We start from the raw sequence: 20,141 nt of genomic DNA, 5'->3' as shown, positions 1-20,141 counted from the left end.
GGTTGTTGCACAATAAAAGGCAGCCTGAAAACGGGAAAACTCGTTTTCAGGCTGCCTTTTATTGTTTACAAGATTAAATCGCCATCAAATCTTCTTCTTTGGCGGCGAGGATTTTGTCCACTTCTGCAATCGCTTTGTCGGTTAATTTTTGGATTGCCTCCTCGCCACGGCGCGCTTCATCTTCCGAAATTTCCTTGTCTTTCAGCAATTTTTTGATGTGGTCGTTGGCATCTCGGCGCACATTGCGGATGGACACGCGGCCGTCTTCCGCCTCGCTGCGCACCACTTTAATCAAGTCTTTGCGGCGCTCTTCGGTGAGCATCGGCATCGGCACGCGGATGACATCGCCCATGGCGGCAGGATTTAAGCCCAGATTGGAATCGCGGATGGCTTTTTCCACGGCGGCGGCCATGTTGCTTTCGTATACTTTCACGCCGATGGTGCGCGCATCCAGCAGGGTTACGTTCGCCACTTGGCTCACGGGCACGGCGCTGCCGTAGTAGTCCACTTCCACTTGGTCTAGCAAGCCTGTGTGGGCGCGACCTGTGCGAACTTTGGCGAGGTTTTCTTTCAACACTTCAAGCGAGCGTTGCATTTTGCTTTCGGCGGATTTTTGGATGTCGTTAATCATGTTGTATTCTCGTAGGGAGTTGAATAAAGGGCGGATTATAGCAGAGTTGGTTTGTTCGTTTCAGGCTGCCTTGATGGGGATGGGGCAGCCTGAAAATAACCGTCAATTATGCACCAGCGTGCCTTCGTCTTCGCCCAGAATCACGCGTTTGAGCGCGCCTGCTTTGTGGATGCTGAACACCACGATGTTGAGATTGCGCTCTTGGCACAGCGTGAACGCGGTGGTGTCCATCACTTTCAGTTTTTTCTCAATCGCTTCGTTAAAGGTTACGTTTTTATAGCGCGTGGCGGCGGGGTCTTTTTTGGGGTCGGCGGTGTACACGCCGTCCACATTGGTGGCTTTGAGCATCACTTCGCAGCCCATTTCGGCACCGCGCAGGGCGGCGGCGGTGTCGGTAGTAAAGAAGGGGTTGCCTGTGCCTGCGGCGAAGATAACGATTTTGTGTTCTTCTAAATATTGGATGGCTTTGGGGCGGGCGTAGGTTTCGGCGATTTGCTGCATGGAAAGGGCGGATTGCACGCGGGCTTTTGCGCCAACGCTTTCAAACGCATCTTTTAACGCCAGCGCGTTCATCACGGTTGCCATCATGCCCATGTAGTCGGCGGTGGCTCTATCCATGCTGCCTGCTTGGGCGGATACGCCGCGGAATATGTTGCCGCCGCCCACCACAATGCCCACTTGCACGCCTAAATCGGCGATTTCTTTGACTTGGCGCACGATGGTCATAATGGTGTCGCGGTTGATGCCGAACGGGTCGTTGCCCATCAGCGATTCGCCCGATAGTTTGAGCAGAATGCGTTTGTATTGGGTGGTCATGTTGATTGCCTTATCTTGGAGCGTTGGAGAGTTTGGGAATGGATGGGGTCGGCATCCGTATCTGCCATCAGGGCGACGCGGATTTTTGCGTTTCACGCAGCCAAACGGCGCGGATTATACGCGTTTTCAGGCTGCCTGAAATGGGGTTTTGCGGTAAACTGCGCGGATTTTTGTGAACGCGATGGGGCGGGCTGGGGCATGGCGGGGCAGCCTAAAAACGATACAGCGTAAGGCAGCCTGAAAACGGAAAATGCCGTTTCAGGCTGCCTTCTGATTGAACCAAGAAAGCAAACATGAATTTATTAGCAGTTTTGGCGCGGTTAAGCAGCATGACTATGCTCTCGCGCATTATGGGTTTTTTGCGCGATGCGATTGTGGCGCGCTATTTTGGCGCAGGGGCGGCGATGGATGCGTTTGTGGTGGCGTTTCGGCTGCCCAATTTGTTGCGCCGCATTTTTGCCGAGGGCGCGTTTTCGCAGGCGTTTGTGCCGATGCTGGCGGATTATAAGCAGAACAAATCGGATGAAGAAACGCGATTGTTTGTGCAACACGTGGCGGGGATGCTCACCTTTGCGCTGTTGATTATCACGGCGGTGGGCGTGTTTGCCGCGCCGCTTGTGATTTGGGCGACGGCAAGCGGCTTTGCGCAAGATGGCACGCGCTTTGAAATTGCGGTGAAGCTGTTGCCGATTATTTTTCCGTATATTTTATTGATTTCGCTGTCGTCGTTTGTGGGCAGCATTTTGAATACTTACAATAAATTTTCCATTCCCGCGTTTACGCCGGTGTTGCTGAATGTGTCGTTTATTGTGTTTGCGCTGTTTTTTACGCCCTATTTTGAGCCGCCGATTATGGCGATGGGCTGGGCGGTGTTGGTGGGCGGGCTATTGCAGCTGGGGTTTCAGCTGCCGTGGTTATACAGATTGGGCTTTTTCAGGCTGCCTAAGCTGCACTTTGGCGATGCGGCGGTGAGCCGTGTGATGCGGCAGATGTTGCCGTCGATTATCGGCTCGTCGGTGGCGCAGATTTCGCTGGTAATCAACACCACGTTTGCGTCTTATCTGGCGGTAGGCAGCGTATCGTGGCTGTATTATTCCGACCGCCTGATTGAGCTGCCTTCGGGCGTGGTGGGCGCGGCGTTGGGGACGATTTTGCTGCCGAGCTTGTCTAAACACGCGGCAGCGAACAATGCGGCGGAGTTTTCGGCTCTGGTGGATTGGGGGCTGCGCTTGTGTTTGCTGTTGATTTTGCCTGCGGCGGTGGGGCTGATGGTGGCGGGGTTTCCGCTGGTGGCGACGTTGTTTATGTATCGGGAAGTGTCGCTGCACGATGCTTGGATGATTCAAAACGCGCTGGCAGCGGCGGCTCTGGGCTTGCCTGCGATGATGATGGTGAAGATTTTTGCGCCTGCGTTTTATGCGCGCAAAAATGTGAAAACGCCGGCGAAAGTGGCGGTGATTTCGCTGCTGTGCACGCAGCTGTTTAATTTGATTTTGGTGTGGCATTGGCAACACGTTGGGCTGGCGTTGGCGGTGGCTTTGGGGCAGATGGTGAACGCGGGGCTGCTGTTTACCATGCTGCGCTTGCATGAGGTGTATGCGCCGCAGTTTGCGTGGAAGCGGTTTTTGCGGCGGTTGGCGATTGCGCTGGCGGTGATGGCGGGGGGCTTGTGGGGCGTGCAGGCGGCGTTTCCCGTGGATTGGGCGGCGTTAGGCGGCGGGAGGCGCGCGCTGGTGTTGGCGGGGCTGTTGCTGCTGGCGGTGGTTTTGTATTTTGGCACGCTGGGGGTGCTGGGGGTGCGCCCGCGGGAGTTTCGGCGCAGGGAAGCGGGATAGGCGGGCTGAGGCTTTTGTGAACGCATAGAGGCAGCCCGAAACGCAATCTGAGCCTGTGCAAAACGCCTTGGAGCGGTCTGCGTAGCGAAGCGGAGTGGCGAAGCTAGAAATAAGAAATGCCGTCATTCACATACGGGTGAGAATCTGGTTTGATATTCAGAAATAATTGTAAAAACAACCTGTTGTTTATCAGCAGCCCGACAAATACCGACCTATTTATCTTAATAATACGCCACAACTAAGAAACGTCGGGCATCTATGCCCAACCTGCTTGGGAAAAAGTTTCATCTAGGCAGCCTGAAACCCGCCATCCCGTTTTCAGGCTGCCGCCCTAATCTCCGAAAAACCGCCATGAAAACCTACCGCCAACTCACCGTCCTCGCCGCCATCCTGCACGAACATCCCGCCGACAGCGTCATCCTTATCCCCGAAACCGCCGCCGCAGCCCTCCGTCCGCAAACCGTCGGCAACCTCGCCGCCCTGTTCGCACCCACCGCCCGTTTTATCGTTCAGGCTGCCGATGCGCCCCTCCGTCTCGGCTACCGCCAATGGCTCACCGTCGGCGCGCTGCAACGTATCAGGCAAAACCTGCCCGCCGCCCCGTCCCAAGCCGACTGGCTCAACATCCTCGCCACCTATCTGATTGCCCCGCCCGCCGAACCCATATCCAACGCAGACATCCCGCCGCTGGCATGGGCAGAGCTTGCCGACGACGAAGCGCGCATCCAATGGTGGATGCAATGCGTCCGCGCCTACCTCAACGGCGGCGACTTCACCCCCGCCAGCCGCGCCGCGCTGGACGACTGCGAACAGCGCATCGGCTGCCCCCTGCCGCCGATGCTGCGCGCCTACCACCAACACATCGGCGTGGAATACCTCGCCGAAATCATCAACCCGCCCGAGCGCATCGAGCCGCTGCTTGACGCTTTTCCCGGGCTGGAAGACATCCTTGAAGACCTGAGCGCCGAGCAAGCCGCCGCCACCCGCGCCCTCGCCGGGCAACTCATCGCATTCGGCGACTATCTGGGCAACGGCAACCTCTGGTGCCTCCACCGCCAAACAGGGCAAGTCTGGTACTGCGACCACGACACGGGCGAATGCCTCACGCCAATCTTCGACAACGTGCGCGACTACCTCGACGCGGTGATGGTTTTAAGCCTTGCCGAAGCGCACGACTCCGACGACGAAAACCATGAAACCGCCGAAAAAATGCTGCGCCAACGGCTCGGCGACGCGGTAGTGGAAAAATGGATGTATTGAGGCAGCCTGAAACGCCATCATCCCTGTTTTAGCTTTGCCAAAGCGTGCAAACCCGTTTTCAGGCTGCCTCAACCACCCCAAAGGCAGCCTGAAAACCCAACAAGAAAGGAAACCAAATGAACTTCACCGTCAAAGCCTTCGCCGAGCTCTCCCCCGCCGAACTCCACGCCATCTACACCGCGCGCGTGGCGGTTTTTGTGGTGGAGCAAGCCTGCCCGTATCAAGAAGTGGACGCGCAAGACCCCGCCGCGCTGCACATCTTCGCCGAGCAAAACGGCAAAGTCATCGCCTACTGCCGCCTGATTCCGCACGGCGACAGCGTGCATTGGGGGCGCGTGCTGGTGTTGCCCGGGCATCGCGCCGAAAAACTGGGGCGCAAAATCGTCGCCTTTGCCGTGGACTACGCCCGCGCGCATTTCCCGCAATGCAGCGTTTATGCCCAAGCGCAAGCCTATTTGGAACGCTTTTACGCCTCGTTTGGATTTGCCAGCCAATCCGCCCCTTATCTGGAAGACAATATTCCGCATATTGATATGCTATTGCCCGCCGCGCAATCATAGCGGCTCAACCCGGTTTGCAGTAAAATCACACACTTTCAGGCTGCCTAACCCTTCAAAGGCAGCCTGAAAGTTATCTTATTAATTTTAGAGAAACCACGACCATGAAAACCAACGAACTCCGCGCCAAATTCCTGCAATTTTTCCAATCCAAGGGGCATCAAATCGTTGCCTCTTCTTCGCTCGTCCCTCACGACGACCCCACGCTGCTGTTTACCAACGCCGGTATGAACCAGTTTAAAGACGTATTCTTGGGCTTTGACAAACGCCCCTACACCCGCGCCACCACCGCGCAAAAATGCGTGCGCGCAGGCGGCAAGCACAACGACTTGGAAAACGTCGGCTACACCGCCCGCCACCACACCTTCTTTGAAATGATGGGCAATTTCTCGTTTGGCGACTACTTCAAAAAAGAAGTGATTCCGTTCGCGTGGGAATTTCTCACTTCGCCCGAATGGCTCAACATTCCCAAAGAAAAACTGCTGGTAACCGTGTATGCCGAAGACGACGAAGCCTACAACATCTGGCACGATGTTATCGGCGTGCCTGCCGAGCGCATCGTCCGCATCGGCGACAACAAAGGCAGCCGCTACGCTTCCGACAACTTCTGGCAGATGGGCGACACCGGCCCCTGCGGCCCCTGCACCGAGATTTTCTACGACCACGGCGAAGAAATCTGGGGCGGCATTCCCGGCAGCCCCGAAGAAGACGGCGACCGCTGGATTGAGATTTGGAACTGCGTGTTTATGCAGTTCAACCGCGACGAGCAGGGCAATATGAACCCGCTGCCCAAGCCCTCTGTCGATACCGGCATGGGCTTGGAGCGCATGGCCGCGGTGATGCAGGGCGTGCACAGCAACTATGAAATCGACCTGTTCCAAGACCTGCTCAAAGCCGTTGCCCGCGAAACTGGCACGGCGTTCAGCATGGAAGAGCCCAGCCTGAAAGTGATTGCCGACCATATCCGCTCGTGTTCCTTCCTGATTGCCGACGGCGTGATGCCCAGCAACGAAGGGCGCGGCTATGTGTTGCGCCGCATTATCCGCCGCGCCGTGCGCCACGGTTACAAACTCGGTCAGAAAAACGCCTTTTTCTACAAACTCGTGCCCGATTTGGTGAAAGAAATGGGCGGCGCGTATCCCGAGTTGAAAGAAAAACAAACGCATATTATGGAAGTGTTGCGTGGCGAAGAAATGCGCTTCGGCGAAACGCTGGAAAAAGGCATGGGCTTGTTTAACCAAGTGTGGGACGCGATGCAGTTCGCCAAATTGGAAAGCCTGTTGCCGATGGACGGCGTGGGCGAGCCGTTGCGATTGACCACCGCAGACGGCGTAGCGTTTACCGTGGTTTCGCGCAATGCGGGCAATGGCAAACAAATCGTAGTGCGCCCGCAGGTTTCAGGCAGCCTGAACGAAAGTTTCGCCTTTAATATGGAAGACGTGGTTACCAAAGAAAAACCCGAAGCCCACCGCGCTTACGGCGAAGCCCTGCAAGGCTACCTGAAAAACAATATCGCCAACAGCAAGCTGATTATGTCGGGCGAACACATCTTCAAACTCTACGACACCTACGGCTTCCCCTATGACTTAACCGCCGACATGGCGCGCGAACTGGGCATCGAGTTGGACGAAGAAGGCTTCGAGCGCGAAATGGAAGCCCAACGCGCCCGCGCCCGCGCCGCGCAAAACTTCAAAGCCAACGCACAAGTGGCGTATGACGGCGCAGACACCCAGTTCCACGGCTACGACAAACGCAGCCTTGATGCCACCGTGCTGGCACTCTACCGCGACGGCGAAGCCGTAAACCAACTGAACGCAGGCGAAACAGGCATTGTCGTGCTTGACCATACTCCGTTCTACGCCGAATCGGGCGGACAGGTCGGCGACGTGGGCTATATTTTCAGCGGCGAAAACCGCTTTGAAGTGGAAGACACGCAAAAAATCAAAGCCGCCGTACACGGACATTTCGGCACGCTCGTTTCAGGCAGCCTGAAAGTGGGCGACAGCATTTGCGCCGAAGTCGATAACGCCGTGCGCGAAGCCATCATGCGCAACCACAGCGTAACCCATCTCATGCACAAAGCCCTGCGCGACGTACTCGGCACGCACGTCGAGCAAAAAGGCTCGCTGCAAAACGCCGAACTCACCCGCTTTGACATCTCCCACCCGCAAGCGATTACTGCCGAAGAAATCGCCGAAGTGGAACGCCGCGTGAACCACGCAATTATGGAAAACGTACCCGTGCGCGTCGAAACCATGTCCATCGAAGACGCGCAAAAAACCGGCGCCATGATGCTGTTCGGCGAAAAATACGGCGACTTCGTCCGCGTGATTACTATGGGCGACTACTCCACCGAACTGTGCGGCGGCACCCACGTCGCCCGCACCGGCGACATCGGCTTCTTCAAAATCATCAGCGAAGGCGGCATCGCCGCAGGCATCCGCCGCGTAGAAGCCATCACCGGCCTTGCCGCTCTGGCATGGGCGCAAAACCAAGAAAGCCTGATGAAAAACATCATCGCCGAAGTCAAAGCCCAAACCGAAAAAGACGTACTCGCCAAAATCCAAGCCAACGCCGCCAACGCCAAAGCCTTGGAAAAAGAGTTGGCAAAAGCCAAAGCCGAACTCGCCGTCCACGCAGGCGCCAAACTCTTGGACAACGCCAAAGACTTGGGCGCAGCCAAACTCGTCGCTGCCCAAATCGAAACCGACGCAGCCGCCCTGCGCGAAATCGTTACCGACTTAACCGGCAAATCCGACAACGCCGTGATTCTTTTGGCGGCAGTGAACGACGGCAAAGTCTCCCTGTGCGCCGGCGTATCCAAACCGCTGACAAACAAAGTGAAAGCCGGCGATTTGGTCAAATTTGCAGCCGAACAAGTCGGCGGCAAAGGCGGCGGCAGACCGGATTTGGCACAGGCCGGGGGGACGGATGCTTCCCAAGTCGGCGCGATGCTGGACTCGGCAGAAGGCTGGGTTAGAGATAAACTGTAATTAGAAAAGTGCAGGCTGCCTGAGAGTTGGTTTTCAGGCAGCCTGCACTATAACTTGCCATGTTTAAAAATAAATTAATTTTGATAAAACATAATACACTGCTATTTTCTACTTTATGAAATGAAGGATGTAACTATGATTCAAACTGCCGCTCAAACTACCGTAAAAGCCTTGTTAAGTGAAAACAACGGTGCGAAATACCATTATGTTATTCCGCCCTATCAACGCGAATATGCATGGACGAAAAACCAATGGGATAACCTGTTTGATGATTTGACCGATAACGACAAAGGTTATTTTCTCGGTTCGCTGATTTGTATTTTAGATGGCAACGTAGGAGATAGCATAGAAGCCACCGTTATTGACGGACAACAGCGTTTGACCACTTTGAATTTATTACTACTTGCGTTGTATGAAAAAATCAAACCATTAAATACACACCCCAAAGTAATAGAGAACGATGATTATCAGGAAGCGCGCCTTGCATTTAAAAAATATTTTCTCAACCATTCCGACGATAAATTACCACGCCTCACCCCATCTATCCAAAACAACAATCAGGCAGATTATACATATTTGGTACAAAAAATCGTGCAAGGCAATGAGAGCAGCAAACCGCAAAATTGTGGTAACCGCCGAATTACCAAAGCATTCAAGCATTTTCAAGACCGTATTGAAAACTATGCCGGCGATGAGGTGGATACTTTGTTTAAACTGCTGGATAAAATCACGGCTGCCTGCGTGGTGCGGATTGATACGCAAGATGCGGCATCTGCATTTATTCTGTTTGAAAGCATCAATAACCGGGGCGTGCCGCTTACGCCGATGGATTTGATTAAAAACAGCATGATTAGCAGCCTGAAAAGCCAATCAGCCGAACAAACCAACGAACAATGGCAACAAATCATCAATAATCTGAACGACTATGACGTGCAAGTTCGCTATTTGCGCCATTTCTATCAGGCATTCAAACCTGTCGGTTTGATTTGGGATAAAGATAAAGGTAAGGACAAAATTACCAAAAACGACTTAATCCAAACTTATACCGCAGTCATCAAACAGCAGCCTGAAAACGTGCTGAGGGAGTTGACCGTAAAATCAGAAATTTATAAAGCCTTATCATTCCCAGAAAATGTAACGCCAGACAGCACATTTATCCGTTATCAAAACAAGTTGATTGATTTGAAAAAACTTGGCATTGCACCTGCTTATACATTACTGTTGTTTTTGTTTGACCGATATCCGCAACAAGACTTCTCTGGTTTATTAAGCTATATAGAGCAATGGTTTATGGTGCGCCATTTAACCAATATTCCAGCCACCAACCGTACAGATGATATTTTTATTGCTGCCACGAAGACCCAGCATGAAAAATATGATGAAACTGCATTGATTGATAAATTGCAACAAGCACTTCCTAATGCAGAATATATAAAACAATCTCTGGAAAACAAATATTTATATGAAGACAACGCCAATTTAACACGCTATGTCTTGGTGTATTTAGAACAAAAACAACGGACTGCCGAAAATGCAGTAGATTTTTGGGCAAACAATCAGAAAGGTAAACCTGTTTGGTCAGTGGAACACATTTATCCGCAAAAACCTAAAACGGGGGAATGGCCGGATGATTGCAAAGAATGGCTGCATTCATTGGGTAACCTAACTTTATCTGCATATAACAGCAATCTGCATAACCACTCATTTGCTAGAAAATCGCAAGTAAATGATGAAGATGGCAAAGATATCGGCTTGAAAAGTGGGAACGTTAAAATTAACGATTACCTGCGTGATAAAACCGAATGGAATGCAGAACACATTAAAAAACGTGGTGAAGAGTTGGTTGAAGCGTTTTTACGTTCGTTGCAATAAGATAATTTGAATGTTTCAGCAAACGCAGCTTGGGTCATGACCCAACGAAATCCTCATATCACCTGTAATATCAAAGCTGCCTGAGAAATAATTTTCAGACGACCTCTCTCTATCGAAAGCAGCCTGCACTTTCAAAAATCGAAGTGTAGGCTGCTTTTTATAATAATTAGAAAAAACCGCGCAATATTTTTATACTGTACATCATGTAGCAATCCGTAGCCTGCACTCGCCCACTTATTGACTGAACGAACAGGAATAACATGCAGAGTCTCCCTTCAGAAAAACCGACAGCCGGTTATTCGCATCCGTGGCAATACTTTCTACTGGTGTACGCTTTGAGCGCGCCGTTTTGGCTGCTGTCTTTGTTTCTCAAACACAGTCCTCTGCCTGATAATCTGCCGCTGACCGACATCGGTGCGGCGCTCACTCCGACGGTTGCCGCCGCGTTGTTGCGTTACCGTGAGGGCGGAATGGCGGCGGTGCACGGACTGTTTGGACGTGTGTTTGATTACGGGCGGATCAAGCATTCTGCCTATTTTTGGACGGCAATACTGATTTTCCCACTGCTTTATCTGCTGACTTATGTCGCGATACGTCAAACAGGACAAACCATACCCGCCTTATCCGTATCGTTTGCGCCGCTTGCCGGTGCGTTCGTCATGTTCTTTATCGCAGCAGTTGCCGAGGAATTGGGCTATGCAGCCTATGCTACGGAAAGTCTGCAACGGCGTTTTACTCCGCTCATTACGGCGCTGATTATCGGGGTACCGTGGGCATTGTGGCATTTGCCGTCCATGATTGCCGTGGGGCAGTCTGCCGAACTGATTGCATGGGGGCTGGCAGGGACGGTTGCCGTGAGGATTATCTATGTATGGCTGTATAACGGCAGCGGCGGCTCGGTATTTGTATTGATCGCGTGTCACACGGTTGCCAATACTGCGCGCACAGGCTTCCCGGGCGGACGGGCAGCATATGAAAACGGAGATGGGATGATTCCATATGGAATTATCATCATCGCGGCGGTAATTGTGATGGTTTTTTGGCGTAAGGCAATGTGTTCATCTGATAACAAGCAGGCGTAGGCTGAGCCATGTTCCAACAAAACCTACAATCCTGCCAAGATATTGGGTTTATCAATCCATCCTATGACGGCACGCCTTGGGTTAGAATAGGATTGTTTCGTTTGTAACCGGACAGGAGAAAACCATGAGAGTAACGAGTGCGGCCATTGTTAATGGTGAGTTTGAAGATAAATACGGCAAGCGGGGTGGGCAGTTTAGTCCGAACGGGATGCCGACTTATTCGGTGCCGTTTGAGATCAGCGGTGCGCCTGAGGGGACGAAATCATTTGCGGTGGTGTTGGAAGACAAAGACGCGATTACCGCCAGCGGTTTTGTACAATTGGGCGAGCATCGGCAATAATCACTTAATTACGCATAAAACCATCCAAAAAAGCAAATCACGCAGCGTGCAGCTACTACAACCGCAAAAAATCCAATAAATAACCAACCCAAAGGCAGCCTGAAAACCCCAATCCCGTTTTCAGGCTGCCCTTTTCCGCTAAAATCCCACCACCTACACAACCATCAACAAGGAAAAACAATGGCCGCCTCCAATCCCCCCGCCCAACCCGCCTACACCCAACCCGCACCCCCAAAGCCCCACCCGCCGACATCACCCGCCGCGCCAACCCCGTCATTCTCATCGCGCCCCACACCGCTACACCTTCCACACCCTCAATCTCCCCCGCGCCAACGGCGAAATTCAACGCATCTTTGTCGGCATTCCCCACCCGCCCCCCACAAGGCTACCCCGCCCTCTACGCCCTAGACGGCAACGCCCTGCTAGAACTGCTCACCCCGCAAACCCTCAGCCAATACAGCCATCCGCCCGTGCTCGTGCTCATCGGCTATCCCACCGATTTGCGCTTTGACACCGCCCGCCGCGCCTACGACTACACCCCACCCAACCCAGACGGCAAACCCATGCCCGACCCGCTCACCGCAGGGCGGCAAAACGGCGGCGCGCCCGAATTACTCCAATTTATAGAAACACAACTGCGCCCGCGCGTCGCCCAACTCGCCCCCACCAACCCCGCGCAACAAACCCTGTGGGGGCACTCCTACGGCGGGCTATTCGTGCTCTACACCCTGTTTGAACGCCCCGAACTGTTCAGCCACTATATCGCCGCCGACCCATCCTTATGGTGGCACAACGGGCTGATGCTGCACTACGCCGCCCGCGCCCGCATCATCCACAACCGGCATTTAATCCTCCAAAAAAGCGGCGCAAGCCTCCCGCAAAAAGCCAACCCCGCGCACAACAGCGTCCCGCCCGATGCCGCCGAACGCCTCGCCGAGCAACTTCGCCAACGCGGCATCGCCACCGAATACCGCCACTACCCCAAGCAAACCCACGGCGGCTTGCTCGCCCAATCCTTTCAAGAATGGCTGGACAGCATTCAATAACTACAAAAGCAGCCTGAAAACCCGTTTTCCCGTTTTCAGGCTGCCTCATCACCACCCCAAAGGCAGCCTGAAAAACAACCAAGAGCACGTGCAGCGCGTGGGCAGCGCGTCCCGTCTCATCAGACTGCGCCTTCTTCATAAAACGGAAATATGCCATGACAAACACCAAATTAGAAAACACATACGATGTGTTGTTCCAAAACAAAATCACCAACCCCGTTGATCTGCCGGGCAATCATCCCGATGAACCGATAGAACGCGGCTTTCTATATATCCAATGCGATAAATTTTATTTTGATAAAAATTTTAGCGAACTATTCAATTTAAAGCAAAACGAATTAGACGTAATCTATTGTTTCTTATATAAAAATTGCGAATTACCTCTTAACGACGGAAGAAAATTTTGCGGCGTGTCATTTAAAAGGGAAGCAGGCAAAGAAATCATCTCGGCAGCAATCAAGCAAAAATGGCAAAGCATGGGGCTCACATTTGCCGAGATTGACAAGCAGCAAAACCTGCTGGTTTTAAGCACCGGAGAAAACATTGATTTAAACGGCGTGGAAGCCTTGGAATACGAAATCGTCAAAAAGAAGAAAAACCGAAAAACATCAAACCAATAAGCGCAGGCCGGATTGCCCAGCCCCACCGCAAGGCAGCCTGAAAGCATTGCGTGCAGCCCAAACGCCCAACGTCTTGACCTCTCCCGCGCCGTCCGCATCAAACAATAATTACTCTCATTTGTCTTGGCAATCCGCGCCCAAACCGCTATGATTTACACCTTTTCACATTTGCAGCATTTTTGTAAACACAACACAGAGGAATTTTTATGAAAAAACGTTTTGCCCTTGGCATCTTGCCGCTTGCCCTAGCCGGCGCATTTGCCCGCGCCGACGACACCGCCCCGCACGACGGCGGCACATTGCCCACCGTATACGTTACCGCCGAACGCCAGCTGCAACAATCGCTGGGCGTATCCAAAATCACCGCGCAAGATTTGGAACACCGCCCCGCGGTAAACGACCTCTCCGACATCGTGCGCACCATGCCGGGGGTCAATTTAACGGGCAACACCGCATCGGGCGAGCGCGGCAACAAACGCCAAATAGACATTCGCGGCATGGGGCCTGAAAACACGCTGATTTTGATTGACGGCCGCCCCGTAACTTCGCGCAATGCCGAGCGATACAGCTGGCGCGGCGAGCGCAACACGCGCGGCGACAGCAACTGGGTGCCAGTGGAAGATATTGAATCCATCAGCGTATTGCGCGGCCCTGCGGCGGCACGCTACGGCTCGGGCGCGGCAGGCGGCGTGGTGAACATCATCACCAAAAAAGTCAGCACCGAATGGCATGGCGGCTTAACCTACTACACCAATCAGCCACAAGATCGCAAAGAAGGCGAAACCAACCGCATCGGCTTTAATGTGAGTGGGCCGATTATTCAAGACAAGCTGGGCATTCGCATCTACGGCAGCCTGAATAAAACCGATGCCGATGCCGCCGACATCAACACCGCCACCGTAACCACCACGCGGCGCGGCGGGCGCACCGTTACCAGCACCAGCTTGGGCGCGGGGCGCGATGGCGTGAAAAACCGCGACATCGCCGCGCGCGTGGCATGGCGCATCACGCCCGAACAAACGCTGACGCTGGATAGTTCATACAGCCGCCAAGGCAATATCTACGCGGGCGACAACCAAAACAACAACCCCAATGCGTTCACCGAATCGCTGTATGGCTCGGAAACCGCGCGTTTAACCCGCATCAGCAACGCGCTCACCCACGAAGGCTATTGGAGCTGGGGCGACAGCAAAGTCGTAGCGCAGCTTGACCGCACCGAAAACCATCACTTAACCGAAGGCCTGATGGGCGGCCCCGAAGGGCAATACCAAAACCGCAACTTCACCGACAGCACACTGCAAACCAAACGCCTGTTTGGCGAAGTGAACATTCCGTTTAAACTCGGCGGCGACCACGTTCTCACCATCGGCACGGAATACAACCACGACCGCCTAAACGACAAAGGCTCTATGGTGCAAGGCTTTTCCGACCAAGGCAAAACCGACCGCTTCGCTGGCGTTGGCACAGGGCGCAGCAGCAAAACCAGCCAAAGCAATTTCGCCTTTTATCTGGAAGACCACTACCGCCTAGGCAACGGCACGCAGCTTATCCCCGCGCTGCGCTTTGACCACAACAGCGTATCGGGCAGCAATTGGAGCCCCGCGCTGAACTTTGTGCAAACGCTGGGCGATAGCGGCTGGACGATTAAAGGCGGCGTTGCCCGCGCGTATAAATCGCCCAATCTATACCAAAGCAATCCCAACTACATTCTTTACACGCGCGGACAAGGCTGCGCGGCAGGCACACCCGCTTCCATCCGCTGCTATTTGATGGGCAACGGCAGCCTGAAACCCGAAACCAGCATCAACAAAGAATTGGGCTTTGAATTTGCACAAGGCGGTTTCCAAGCGTCTATGGCGTATTTCCACAATGACTACCGCAATAAGATTGTGGCAGGCGACAAAGCCATCGCGTTAAGCCAGCTGGGCAACTATATGTATCAATGGACCAATGCGCGCAAAGCCGTGGTGGAAGGCGTGGAAGGCAACTTAACCCTGCCGCTGCACCGCACGCTCAAATGGACAACCAATTTCACTTATATGCACAAATCCATCAACAAAGACACAGGCAACCCGCTTTCCGTTACGCCCAAATTCACCATCAACAGCAGCCTGAATTGGCAGCCCAACGAAAAACTGGACGCAGCGTTAAACCTAACCTACTACGGCAAGCAAAAACCGCGCACCGTGATTTTGAACAACGCCGAGCGCAACACAGGCTTATCGGGCGAAACGGTGAAACCGTACGGCTTGGTGGGCATCAGCGCGGGCTATCGCTTCAACAGCCATGTAAACCTGCGCTTGGGCGTGAACAATTTGTTTAACAAAAAACTGTATCGCAGCTCCAACAACAGCAGCGCGCAAAGCTACAACGAACCTGGCCGCGCCTTCTATGGCAGCCTGAAAGTGTCGTTTTGATTGAGTTGAGATAAATCGCAATAAAGAAAAGGCAGCCTGAAAACCAATTTGGCTTTTCAGGCTGCCTAATTATTTAATTGGAACGCCGATTTAACTTATTCCAATACAAAAATTCTTTTCTGCAAAAAGCAACATAATCAGCTGCTCGTTCTGCTTTTCGCTCAAAATTATTTTGTGTTTCTTGTGCCAAATTTTGAATTTCCTGCGGGCTTAAATCGCATTCCAATTGCGCAAGTTGCTCATCAAAACTGTTCTCATCGCGTTTTGTTTCCATATCGCAATAATCAGCAAAAACAGCATAGTAACCCTTATCTTTGGCAATTTGACGACATTGGTTATTGCGCTGTTCCATTGCGACAAGTGCTTCTTGCTTGGCACGCTGCGCGGTTTCGTATTCAGGAGAAGGCTGGTAATGAACATGGGCTAATGTGTGATTTTGGCAACTGCCGCTGGGTACCACCATAGTAAACAACTCATGATTGCCTAAAAAATAACGGTAATACAAAGTAATACCATCAATTTGATTAAACAGCGAAAAACTAGGCTTGATGCATTGCTGGCTAAAAAAATTGCGTAATAGATTGTCTTGAAATTCGTTGGCAACGGAATCCACTTGCTCAGGCGCAATAGACAAATCATAAAATTGATTGATATTAAAAATGTTTTCCGATATTTCGGCTGAATTAACGCCTGTAAAAGTTGTCCATTCATCAATTTTTTGAGGAAAGCCAAGCGACCTTGCGCCTTGAACAAACTGCGCCACCATTTCGCGTTTATGGCTTTGCGCGTAGGCTTGCACTTGGGGAAGGATATTTTCAGGTTGCTTTATGCTGGGCTGGCTGCTCGCTATTTGCTGGCTGCTTGTTATCGGCTGATAATCCCAATGGCTGCGTTGTTTGGCAAAATGTTTTCCAGCAAATCCCGCGAAACACATTAAGCCAAAAATAGCAATAGACCCCAATACTTTAATTATCTTATTCATTGTTTTCATTTTCCTGTTTTTCATCAGGCGATAATATCCACCAAATTGCTGTGCCAATCACGCCAACAGGTAGGCAGACATAGGTAATTTTTACGCCAACATAGGGCAAAAAACAGATACACGCGCCCAAGATGAGCCAAGCCCAAAAGGCAAGCCAGCCAAAGAATGAAGCGATTTTTTGCATAGTTATTGTGGGTAAGAATGGCAGACAAATTGATACATATCTTCGCCCCATGTGCCTGGGGTAACATAAGACAATTGTGGGTATTGTGGTGTCTGATTATCAATTACCCTGCCTGAACGGCTATAAGATATAGAAGTAAGGATTGCCAATTGCCTTGTTGAGCAATTTATTTCTACATAAAATTTAACTTGCGTATAGAATTTTCGTGGGTTAAATGGCAATTTCTGTGGTTTCGTATAGTTATATACAAACCATGCTCTATTAGGAGTTCTCGAGCTTAAATCACCATAAAGTACGCCATCATTTGTTATACCAATAATGATTAAACTTTCTGCCCAACCCGTCCCCGACAACCCAAGCAAACAAAGCAAAACACTTAACTTTTTCATGATTTTTCCTTCCAATAAAATTTAAGTTAAAATTGGTTAAATTTTAGCTTTGTTATAATCCACTTTAAAGCCACTAATCCGACAGTTCACAATCGTATTTCGGTAAGTTCCCACCTAATTCAGGAAAGTAAACACAATATGGAAATTCATGAAAAAATCCGCTTTATCCGCGAGCAACAGCAAATGACACAAGAAGAAATGGCAGAAAAATTAAATTTATCTACCAGCGGTTATTCTAAAATTGAACGCGGGGAAACCAAGTTGCAGTTTGAGAAATTGCAACAAGTTGCCAATATTTTCAAAATTGATTTAACGGATTTAATTGGTTGGAACGAGAAAAATGTTGCTTTGTTGATTACCGAAAGTGGCACAAACAGCGGCAGTTGCTATGTAGGCGGTTCTACAATCAACTTGGAATTTGAAAAATTAAAATTAACTGTTGCTCATCAAACAGAAATTATTGAACAAAAAAATGCTGAAATTGAAGCCTTGAAACGCATCATTCAGTTATTAGAAAACGATAAATCGCAATAAAGAAATAGGCAGCCTGAAAACCAATTTGGCTTTTCAGACTGCCTTTTTCCGCTAAAATCATCGCTCTCCAAACCATCCCATCTCATCCCCATCATGCACGCCATCCAAACCACTTCCGCCAACAAAGCCGAGCAATACCAACAACTTTTGCCCCAGCTGCAAGCACTGATAGCCGCCGATGCCGACATTCCCATCGCCACGCTGGCCAACGTGTGCGCCGTGTTAAAAGAACAATTCAACTGGTTTTGGGTGGGCTTTTATTTGGTGAACGACAGCCGCAGCGAGTTGATACTTGCGCCGTTTCAAGGCCCGCTTGCCTGCACGCGCATTCAAAAAGGGCGCGGCGTATGCGGGCAAGCATGGGCGCAAAACCAAACGCTGGTGGTGCCCGATGTGAACCAGCATCCTGACCACATCGCCTGTTCCAGCCAATCGCAATCCGAAATTGTCGTGCCGTTGCACAACGCAGCAGGCGAAGTAGCCGGCGTGCTAGACATTGACCACACCGAGCTGGCAACGTTTGACGAAACCGACGCGCACTATCTGCAACAGCTTTGCGCGCTGTTGAGCCGACAGCTTTTTCAGGCTGCCTAAACATCTGAGGCAGCCTGAAAACGAGTTTACGAGCTTCTGCGAAGCTAAAACCGCCTTTATCCATCCAACGAAAGTCCGCACCATGCCCCGCCTGCTCCCTGCCCTGCTCCTTGCCGCCAACTTGTTCGCCGCCCCTGTTTACGCGCAAACCGCCACCGAACCGGACACCGAACTCGCCGAATTCGCCCGCTTCGCCCAAACCCTCACCATCAAGCAAAAAACCGAACTGCTAAACGAATTGGTGCAAAAAACAAATGCCGCCCTTGCCCATGAAAGCACCGAAGTGTTTGAAAGCATCAAAATAAGCCACCGCTATCCCCGCAGCCGCTCGCTGGATTACACGCTCACCATCCGCCCCCAACTTGCCCCGGCCATTAACCTCAAACGGCTGCAATCGCCTGAGGGCAAAGCCCGCTTTCAAAATCTCCTGCAAAAAGCCATGGGCAACGCCTGCCGCGACAAGCTAAGCCGCACCCTGTTTGAAGCCCTCGGCATCCGCGAGATACGCGCTGCATTCACGCTCAACGGGCGCGCCATCAACCAAAGCCGCATGGCATTGAGCGAATGCAACCGCTTCTACCCCCCAATCGCAAACTAAGCATCCTTGCCAACCAAAGGCAGCCTGAAAATGCCCTATCACCACACCGAACTCATCCGCCTGCTGGAACAGCGCGGCTACATTTTCCCCAGCGACCCCGCATCCATCACCGAAATCCTGCGCCAAGCCGATGGTACGCCCGAAGCCAAGCTCCACCGCCGCGCCCAACTGATAGACCGCGACCAAACCATCGCCCAGCGTCTCGCCCAGCATCAGCAACGCCTGCGCTTCGCCCGCCGCGTTGCCTGCGCAGCATGGTTCATCATCGGGCTGCTCGGCACATACCAACTGATGCAACAAAGCAGCCTGAATTTCATGCTCATCCTAGTCGGCATACTCGGCGGCAACAGCCTGATGCTGATTATCTGGCTGATAAGCCTAACGCAAAAATACCGCGCCCCCACCAGCATCCCCCTTTGGCTCACAGGCAGCCTGAAAGACCCCATCCACCAAGCCCTGCTGGAACACGACGCGCAAACCGCTGCCCAGCCCTCCTTTCGCTGGATACGCAGCCGCATCAGCCACCAGCTCGCCCTGTGCGGGCTGCTCGGCATGTTTACCGCCAGCCTCATCCTGCTCACCGTGCGCCAATACCAATTCAACTGGCAAAGCACCCTGCTCACCGACCAACACTTCGCCCAAATCATCCGCGCCCTCGCATGGCTGCCCACCCGACTCGGCTTCGCCACCCCATCGCCCGACATCATCGCCGCCGCCCGCAACCACTACCACAGCGAACACGCCGCCGCATGGGGCATCCTGCTGCTGGGCAGCATCCTCTGCTACGGCATCGCCCCCCGCCTCATCGCATGGATCATCTCTTGGCAACAAAGCCGCCGCCACCGCCCCGCGCTCAACCTCGCCCTGCCCTACTACCAAAACATCATCCAAAAATGGCAACAGCACATCATCGACGATGCCCGCGACTACCAACCCGACCGCCCCGCTCCGCGCCCCGCCAAAATCCCGCTCAACAGTGCGGGCGAACACTGGGCGGTTTTGCTAGAAGCCCCCGATGCCCCCGACAACTGGCACGAGCACATCCTCGGGCAAGACTGGGCAAACAAAGGCAGCATCACCGAACGCGCCCAACTCGCCAGCCTAATCAACGAACTCGCCGCCCAGCCCGTGCAACTGCTGATTGGCATCCGCGCCCAGCAAACCCCCGACCGCGGCATCGTGCGCCAAATCAGCAAACTCGCCCAAGCCGCCCAACACAACATCATCATCCAACTCCTGCCCGGCAACCCCGTCAGCCAAACCCCCGCCGAGCAAGAACGCCGCGCCCAATGGCATCAAGTGCTGCAAGAGAACGGCTGGAACGGGTTGAATTAACGCGCTTTCTTGTTTACCGGTATTCGCGCAACACAAAGGCAGCCTGAAACCGCATC

The 20,141-nt window shown here is 52.6% G+C and carries 18 protein-coding genes and 1 pseudogene; 14 read left to right on the top strand and 5 right to left on the bottom strand.

Translation table 11 applies throughout. The annotated features are described in order from the left end of the window. Positions 1-73 precede the first annotated feature (73 nt). Together frr and pyrH are read right to left on the bottom strand one after the other, a co-directional pair. The gene (frr, locus tag JDW22_RS13040; RefSeq protein ID WP_003797919.1) at positions 74-631 is read right to left on the bottom strand and encodes a ribosome recycling factor; all 558 of its coding nucleotides are present in this window, start codon (positions 629-631) and stop codon (positions 74-76) included. Between the two features lie 102 nt (positions 632-733). Continuing rightward, entirely contained in the window at positions 734-1,447 is a 714-nt protein-coding gene (gene pyrH / locus JDW22_RS13035) for a UMP kinase (RefSeq protein ID WP_200523399.1), read from the bottom strand. A gap of 293 nt (positions 1,448-1,740) precedes the next feature. On the opposite strand from pyrH, the gene murJ reads away from it, so the two are divergent. From murJ to JDW22_RS12985, 10 genes and pseudogenes are all read left to right on the top strand, one after another. After that, entirely contained in the window at positions 1,741-3,282 is a 1,542-nt protein-coding gene (gene murJ / locus JDW22_RS13030; protein WP_200523398.1) for a murein biosynthesis integral membrane protein MurJ, read from the top strand. Positions 3,283-3,540: 258 nt separating this feature from the next. Next, positions 3,541-4,542, top strand: coding sequence for an SMI1/KNR4 family protein (locus JDW22_RS13025; protein ID WP_200523397.1), 1,002 nt, complete (start codon positions 3,541-3,543; stop codon positions 4,540-4,542). Between the two features lie 116 nt (positions 4,543-4,658). Then, the gene (locus JDW22_RS13020; protein ID WP_200523396.1) at positions 4,659-5,102 is read left to right on the top strand and encodes a GNAT family N-acetyltransferase; all 444 of its coding nucleotides are present in this window, start codon (positions 4,659-4,661) and stop codon (positions 5,100-5,102) included. Positions 5,103-5,203: 101 nt separating this feature from the next. Then, the gene (gene alaS / locus JDW22_RS13015; RefSeq protein WP_200523395.1) at positions 5,204-8,092 is read left to right on the top strand and encodes an alanine--tRNA ligase; all 2,889 of its coding nucleotides are present in this window, start codon (positions 5,204-5,206) and stop codon (positions 8,090-8,092) included. A gap of 135 nt (positions 8,093-8,227) precedes the next feature. Then, complete coding sequence (locus JDW22_RS13010) at positions 8,228-9,964, top strand: DUF262 domain-containing protein (RefSeq protein WP_200523394.1); 1,737 nt, start codon at positions 8,228-8,230, stop codon at positions 9,962-9,964. Between the two features lie 260 nt (positions 9,965-10,224). Beyond that, on the top strand, positions 10,225-11,046 hold the full coding sequence (locus JDW22_RS13005; RefSeq protein WP_200523393.1) for a CPBP family intramembrane glutamic endopeptidase: 822 nt from the start codon (positions 10,225-10,227) through the stop codon (positions 11,044-11,046). A 124-nt stretch (positions 11,047-11,170) separates the two neighbouring features. Further along, positions 11,171-11,362: pseudogene (locus tag JDW22_RS13000) on the top strand (YbhB/YbcL family Raf kinase inhibitor-like protein); the annotation flags it as partial. A 377-nt stretch (positions 11,363-11,739) separates the two neighbouring features. Then, entirely contained in the window at positions 11,740-12,432 is a 693-nt protein-coding gene (locus tag JDW22_RS12995) for an alpha/beta hydrolase (RefSeq protein WP_235965516.1), read from the top strand. A 155-nt stretch (positions 12,433-12,587) separates the two neighbouring features. After that, complete coding sequence (locus JDW22_RS12990; protein ID WP_200523392.1) at positions 12,588-13,052, top strand: hypothetical protein; 465 nt, start codon at positions 12,588-12,590, stop codon at positions 13,050-13,052. A gap of 206 nt (positions 13,053-13,258) precedes the next feature. Then, on the top strand, positions 13,259-15,469 hold the full coding sequence (locus JDW22_RS12985) for a FepA family TonB-dependent siderophore receptor (RefSeq protein ID WP_200523391.1): 2,211 nt from the start codon (positions 13,259-13,261) through the stop codon (positions 15,467-15,469). Between the two features lie 73 nt (positions 15,470-15,542). Here JDW22_RS12985 and JDW22_RS12980 read toward each other — a convergent pair whose 3' ends face one another. From JDW22_RS12980 to JDW22_RS12970, 3 genes are read right to left on the bottom strand one after another with little or no spacing between them, the layout of a single operon-like run. Next, on the bottom strand, positions 15,543-16,460 hold the full coding sequence (locus JDW22_RS12980) for a hypothetical protein (protein WP_200523390.1): 918 nt from the start codon (positions 16,458-16,460) through the stop codon (positions 15,543-15,545). After that, the gene (locus JDW22_RS12975; protein WP_200523389.1) at positions 16,444-16,635 is read right to left on the bottom strand and encodes a hypothetical protein; all 192 of its coding nucleotides are present in this window, start codon (positions 16,633-16,635) and stop codon (positions 16,444-16,446) included. The genes JDW22_RS12980 and JDW22_RS12975 overlap by 17 nt, the downstream gene beginning before the upstream one ends. A 2-nt stretch (positions 16,636-16,637) precedes the next feature. Then, complete coding sequence (locus JDW22_RS12970) at positions 16,638-17,024, bottom strand: surface-adhesin E family protein (protein ID WP_200523388.1); 387 nt, start codon at positions 17,022-17,024, stop codon at positions 16,638-16,640. A gap of 138 nt (positions 17,025-17,162) precedes the next feature. On the opposite strand from JDW22_RS12970, the gene JDW22_RS12965 reads away from it, so the two are divergent. From JDW22_RS12965 to JDW22_RS12950, 4 genes are all read left to right on the top strand, one after another. Continuing rightward, entirely contained in the window at positions 17,163-17,558 is a 396-nt protein-coding gene (locus JDW22_RS12965; RefSeq protein ID WP_003797941.1) for a helix-turn-helix domain-containing protein, read from the top strand. A gap of 93 nt (positions 17,559-17,651) precedes the next feature. After that, positions 17,652-18,152, top strand: coding sequence for a GAF domain-containing protein (locus JDW22_RS12960; RefSeq protein WP_200523387.1), 501 nt, complete (start codon positions 17,652-17,654; stop codon positions 18,150-18,152). A gap of 82 nt (positions 18,153-18,234) precedes the next feature. Then, a complete protein-coding gene (locus JDW22_RS12955; RefSeq protein ID WP_200523386.1) occupies positions 18,235-18,750 on the top strand; it encodes a hypothetical protein in 516 nt (171 codons plus the stop codon). Positions 18,751-18,780: 30 nt separating this feature from the next. Further along, positions 18,781-20,085 (top strand): DUF2868 domain-containing protein, encoded by a 1,305-nt coding sequence (locus tag JDW22_RS12950; protein WP_200523385.1) that lies wholly within the window; start codon positions 18,781-18,783, stop codon positions 20,083-20,085. The last annotated feature ends 56 nt before the right edge of the window (positions 20,086-20,141 follow it).

It is taken from the genome of Kingella bonacorsii (genome assembly GCF_016623605.1).
GTDB lineage: Bacteria > Pseudomonadota > Gammaproteobacteria > Burkholderiales > Neisseriaceae > Kingella_B > Kingella_B oralis.
The sequence above is the reverse complement of the archived record's forward strand: the minus strand, read 5'-3'. Positions and strand labels throughout refer to the sequence as shown.

Bases quoted from the DNA above. Each gene is read 5' to 3' on its own strand.
- frr (WP_003797919.1), bottom strand. From the start codon at position 631: ATGATTAACGACATCCAAAAATCCGCCGAAAGCAAAATGCAACGCTCG.
- pyrH (WP_200523399.1), bottom strand. From the start codon at position 1,447: ATGACCACCCAATACAAACGCATTCTGCTCAAACTATCGGGCGAATCG.
- murJ (WP_200523398.1), top strand. From the start codon at position 1,741: ATGAATTTATTAGCAGTTTTGGCGCGGTTAAGCAGCATGACTATGCTC.
- JDW22_RS13025 (WP_200523397.1), top strand. From the start codon at position 3,541: ATGCCCAACCTGCTTGGGAAAAAGTTTCATCTAGGCAGCCTGAAACCC.
- JDW22_RS13020 (WP_200523396.1), top strand. From the start codon at position 4,659: ATGAACTTCACCGTCAAAGCCTTCGCCGAGCTCTCCCCCGCCGAACTC.
- alaS (WP_200523395.1), top strand. From the start codon at position 5,204: ATGAAAACCAACGAACTCCGCGCCAAATTCCTGCAATTTTTCCAATCC.
- JDW22_RS13010 (WP_200523394.1), top strand. From the start codon at position 8,228: ATGATTCAAACTGCCGCTCAAACTACCGTAAAAGCCTTGTTAAGTGAA.
- JDW22_RS13005 (WP_200523393.1), top strand. From the start codon at position 10,225: ATGCAGAGTCTCCCTTCAGAAAAACCGACAGCCGGTTATTCGCATCCG.
- JDW22_RS12990 (WP_200523392.1), top strand. From the start codon at position 12,588: ATGACAAACACCAAATTAGAAAACACATACGATGTGTTGTTCCAAAAC.
- JDW22_RS12985 (WP_200523391.1), top strand. From the start codon at position 13,259: ATGAAAAAACGTTTTGCCCTTGGCATCTTGCCGCTTGCCCTAGCCGGC.
- JDW22_RS12980 (WP_200523390.1), bottom strand. From the start codon at position 16,460: ATGAAAACAATGAATAAGATAATTAAAGTATTGGGGTCTATTGCTATT.
- JDW22_RS12975 (WP_200523389.1), bottom strand. From the start codon at position 16,635: ATGCAAAAAATCGCTTCATTCTTTGGCTGGCTTGCCTTTTGGGCTTGG.
- JDW22_RS12970 (WP_200523388.1), bottom strand. From the start codon at position 17,024: ATGAAAAAGTTAAGTGTTTTGCTTTGTTTGCTTGGGTTGTCGGGGACG.
- JDW22_RS12965 (WP_003797941.1), top strand. From the start codon at position 17,163: ATGGAAATTCATGAAAAAATCCGCTTTATCCGCGAGCAACAGCAAATG.
- JDW22_RS12960 (WP_200523387.1), top strand. From the start codon at position 17,652: ATGCACGCCATCCAAACCACTTCCGCCAACAAAGCCGAGCAATACCAA.
- JDW22_RS12955 (WP_200523386.1), top strand. From the start codon at position 18,235: ATGCCCCGCCTGCTCCCTGCCCTGCTCCTTGCCGCCAACTTGTTCGCC.
- JDW22_RS12950 (WP_200523385.1), top strand. From the start codon at position 18,781: ATGCCCTATCACCACACCGAACTCATCCGCCTGCTGGAACAGCGCGGC.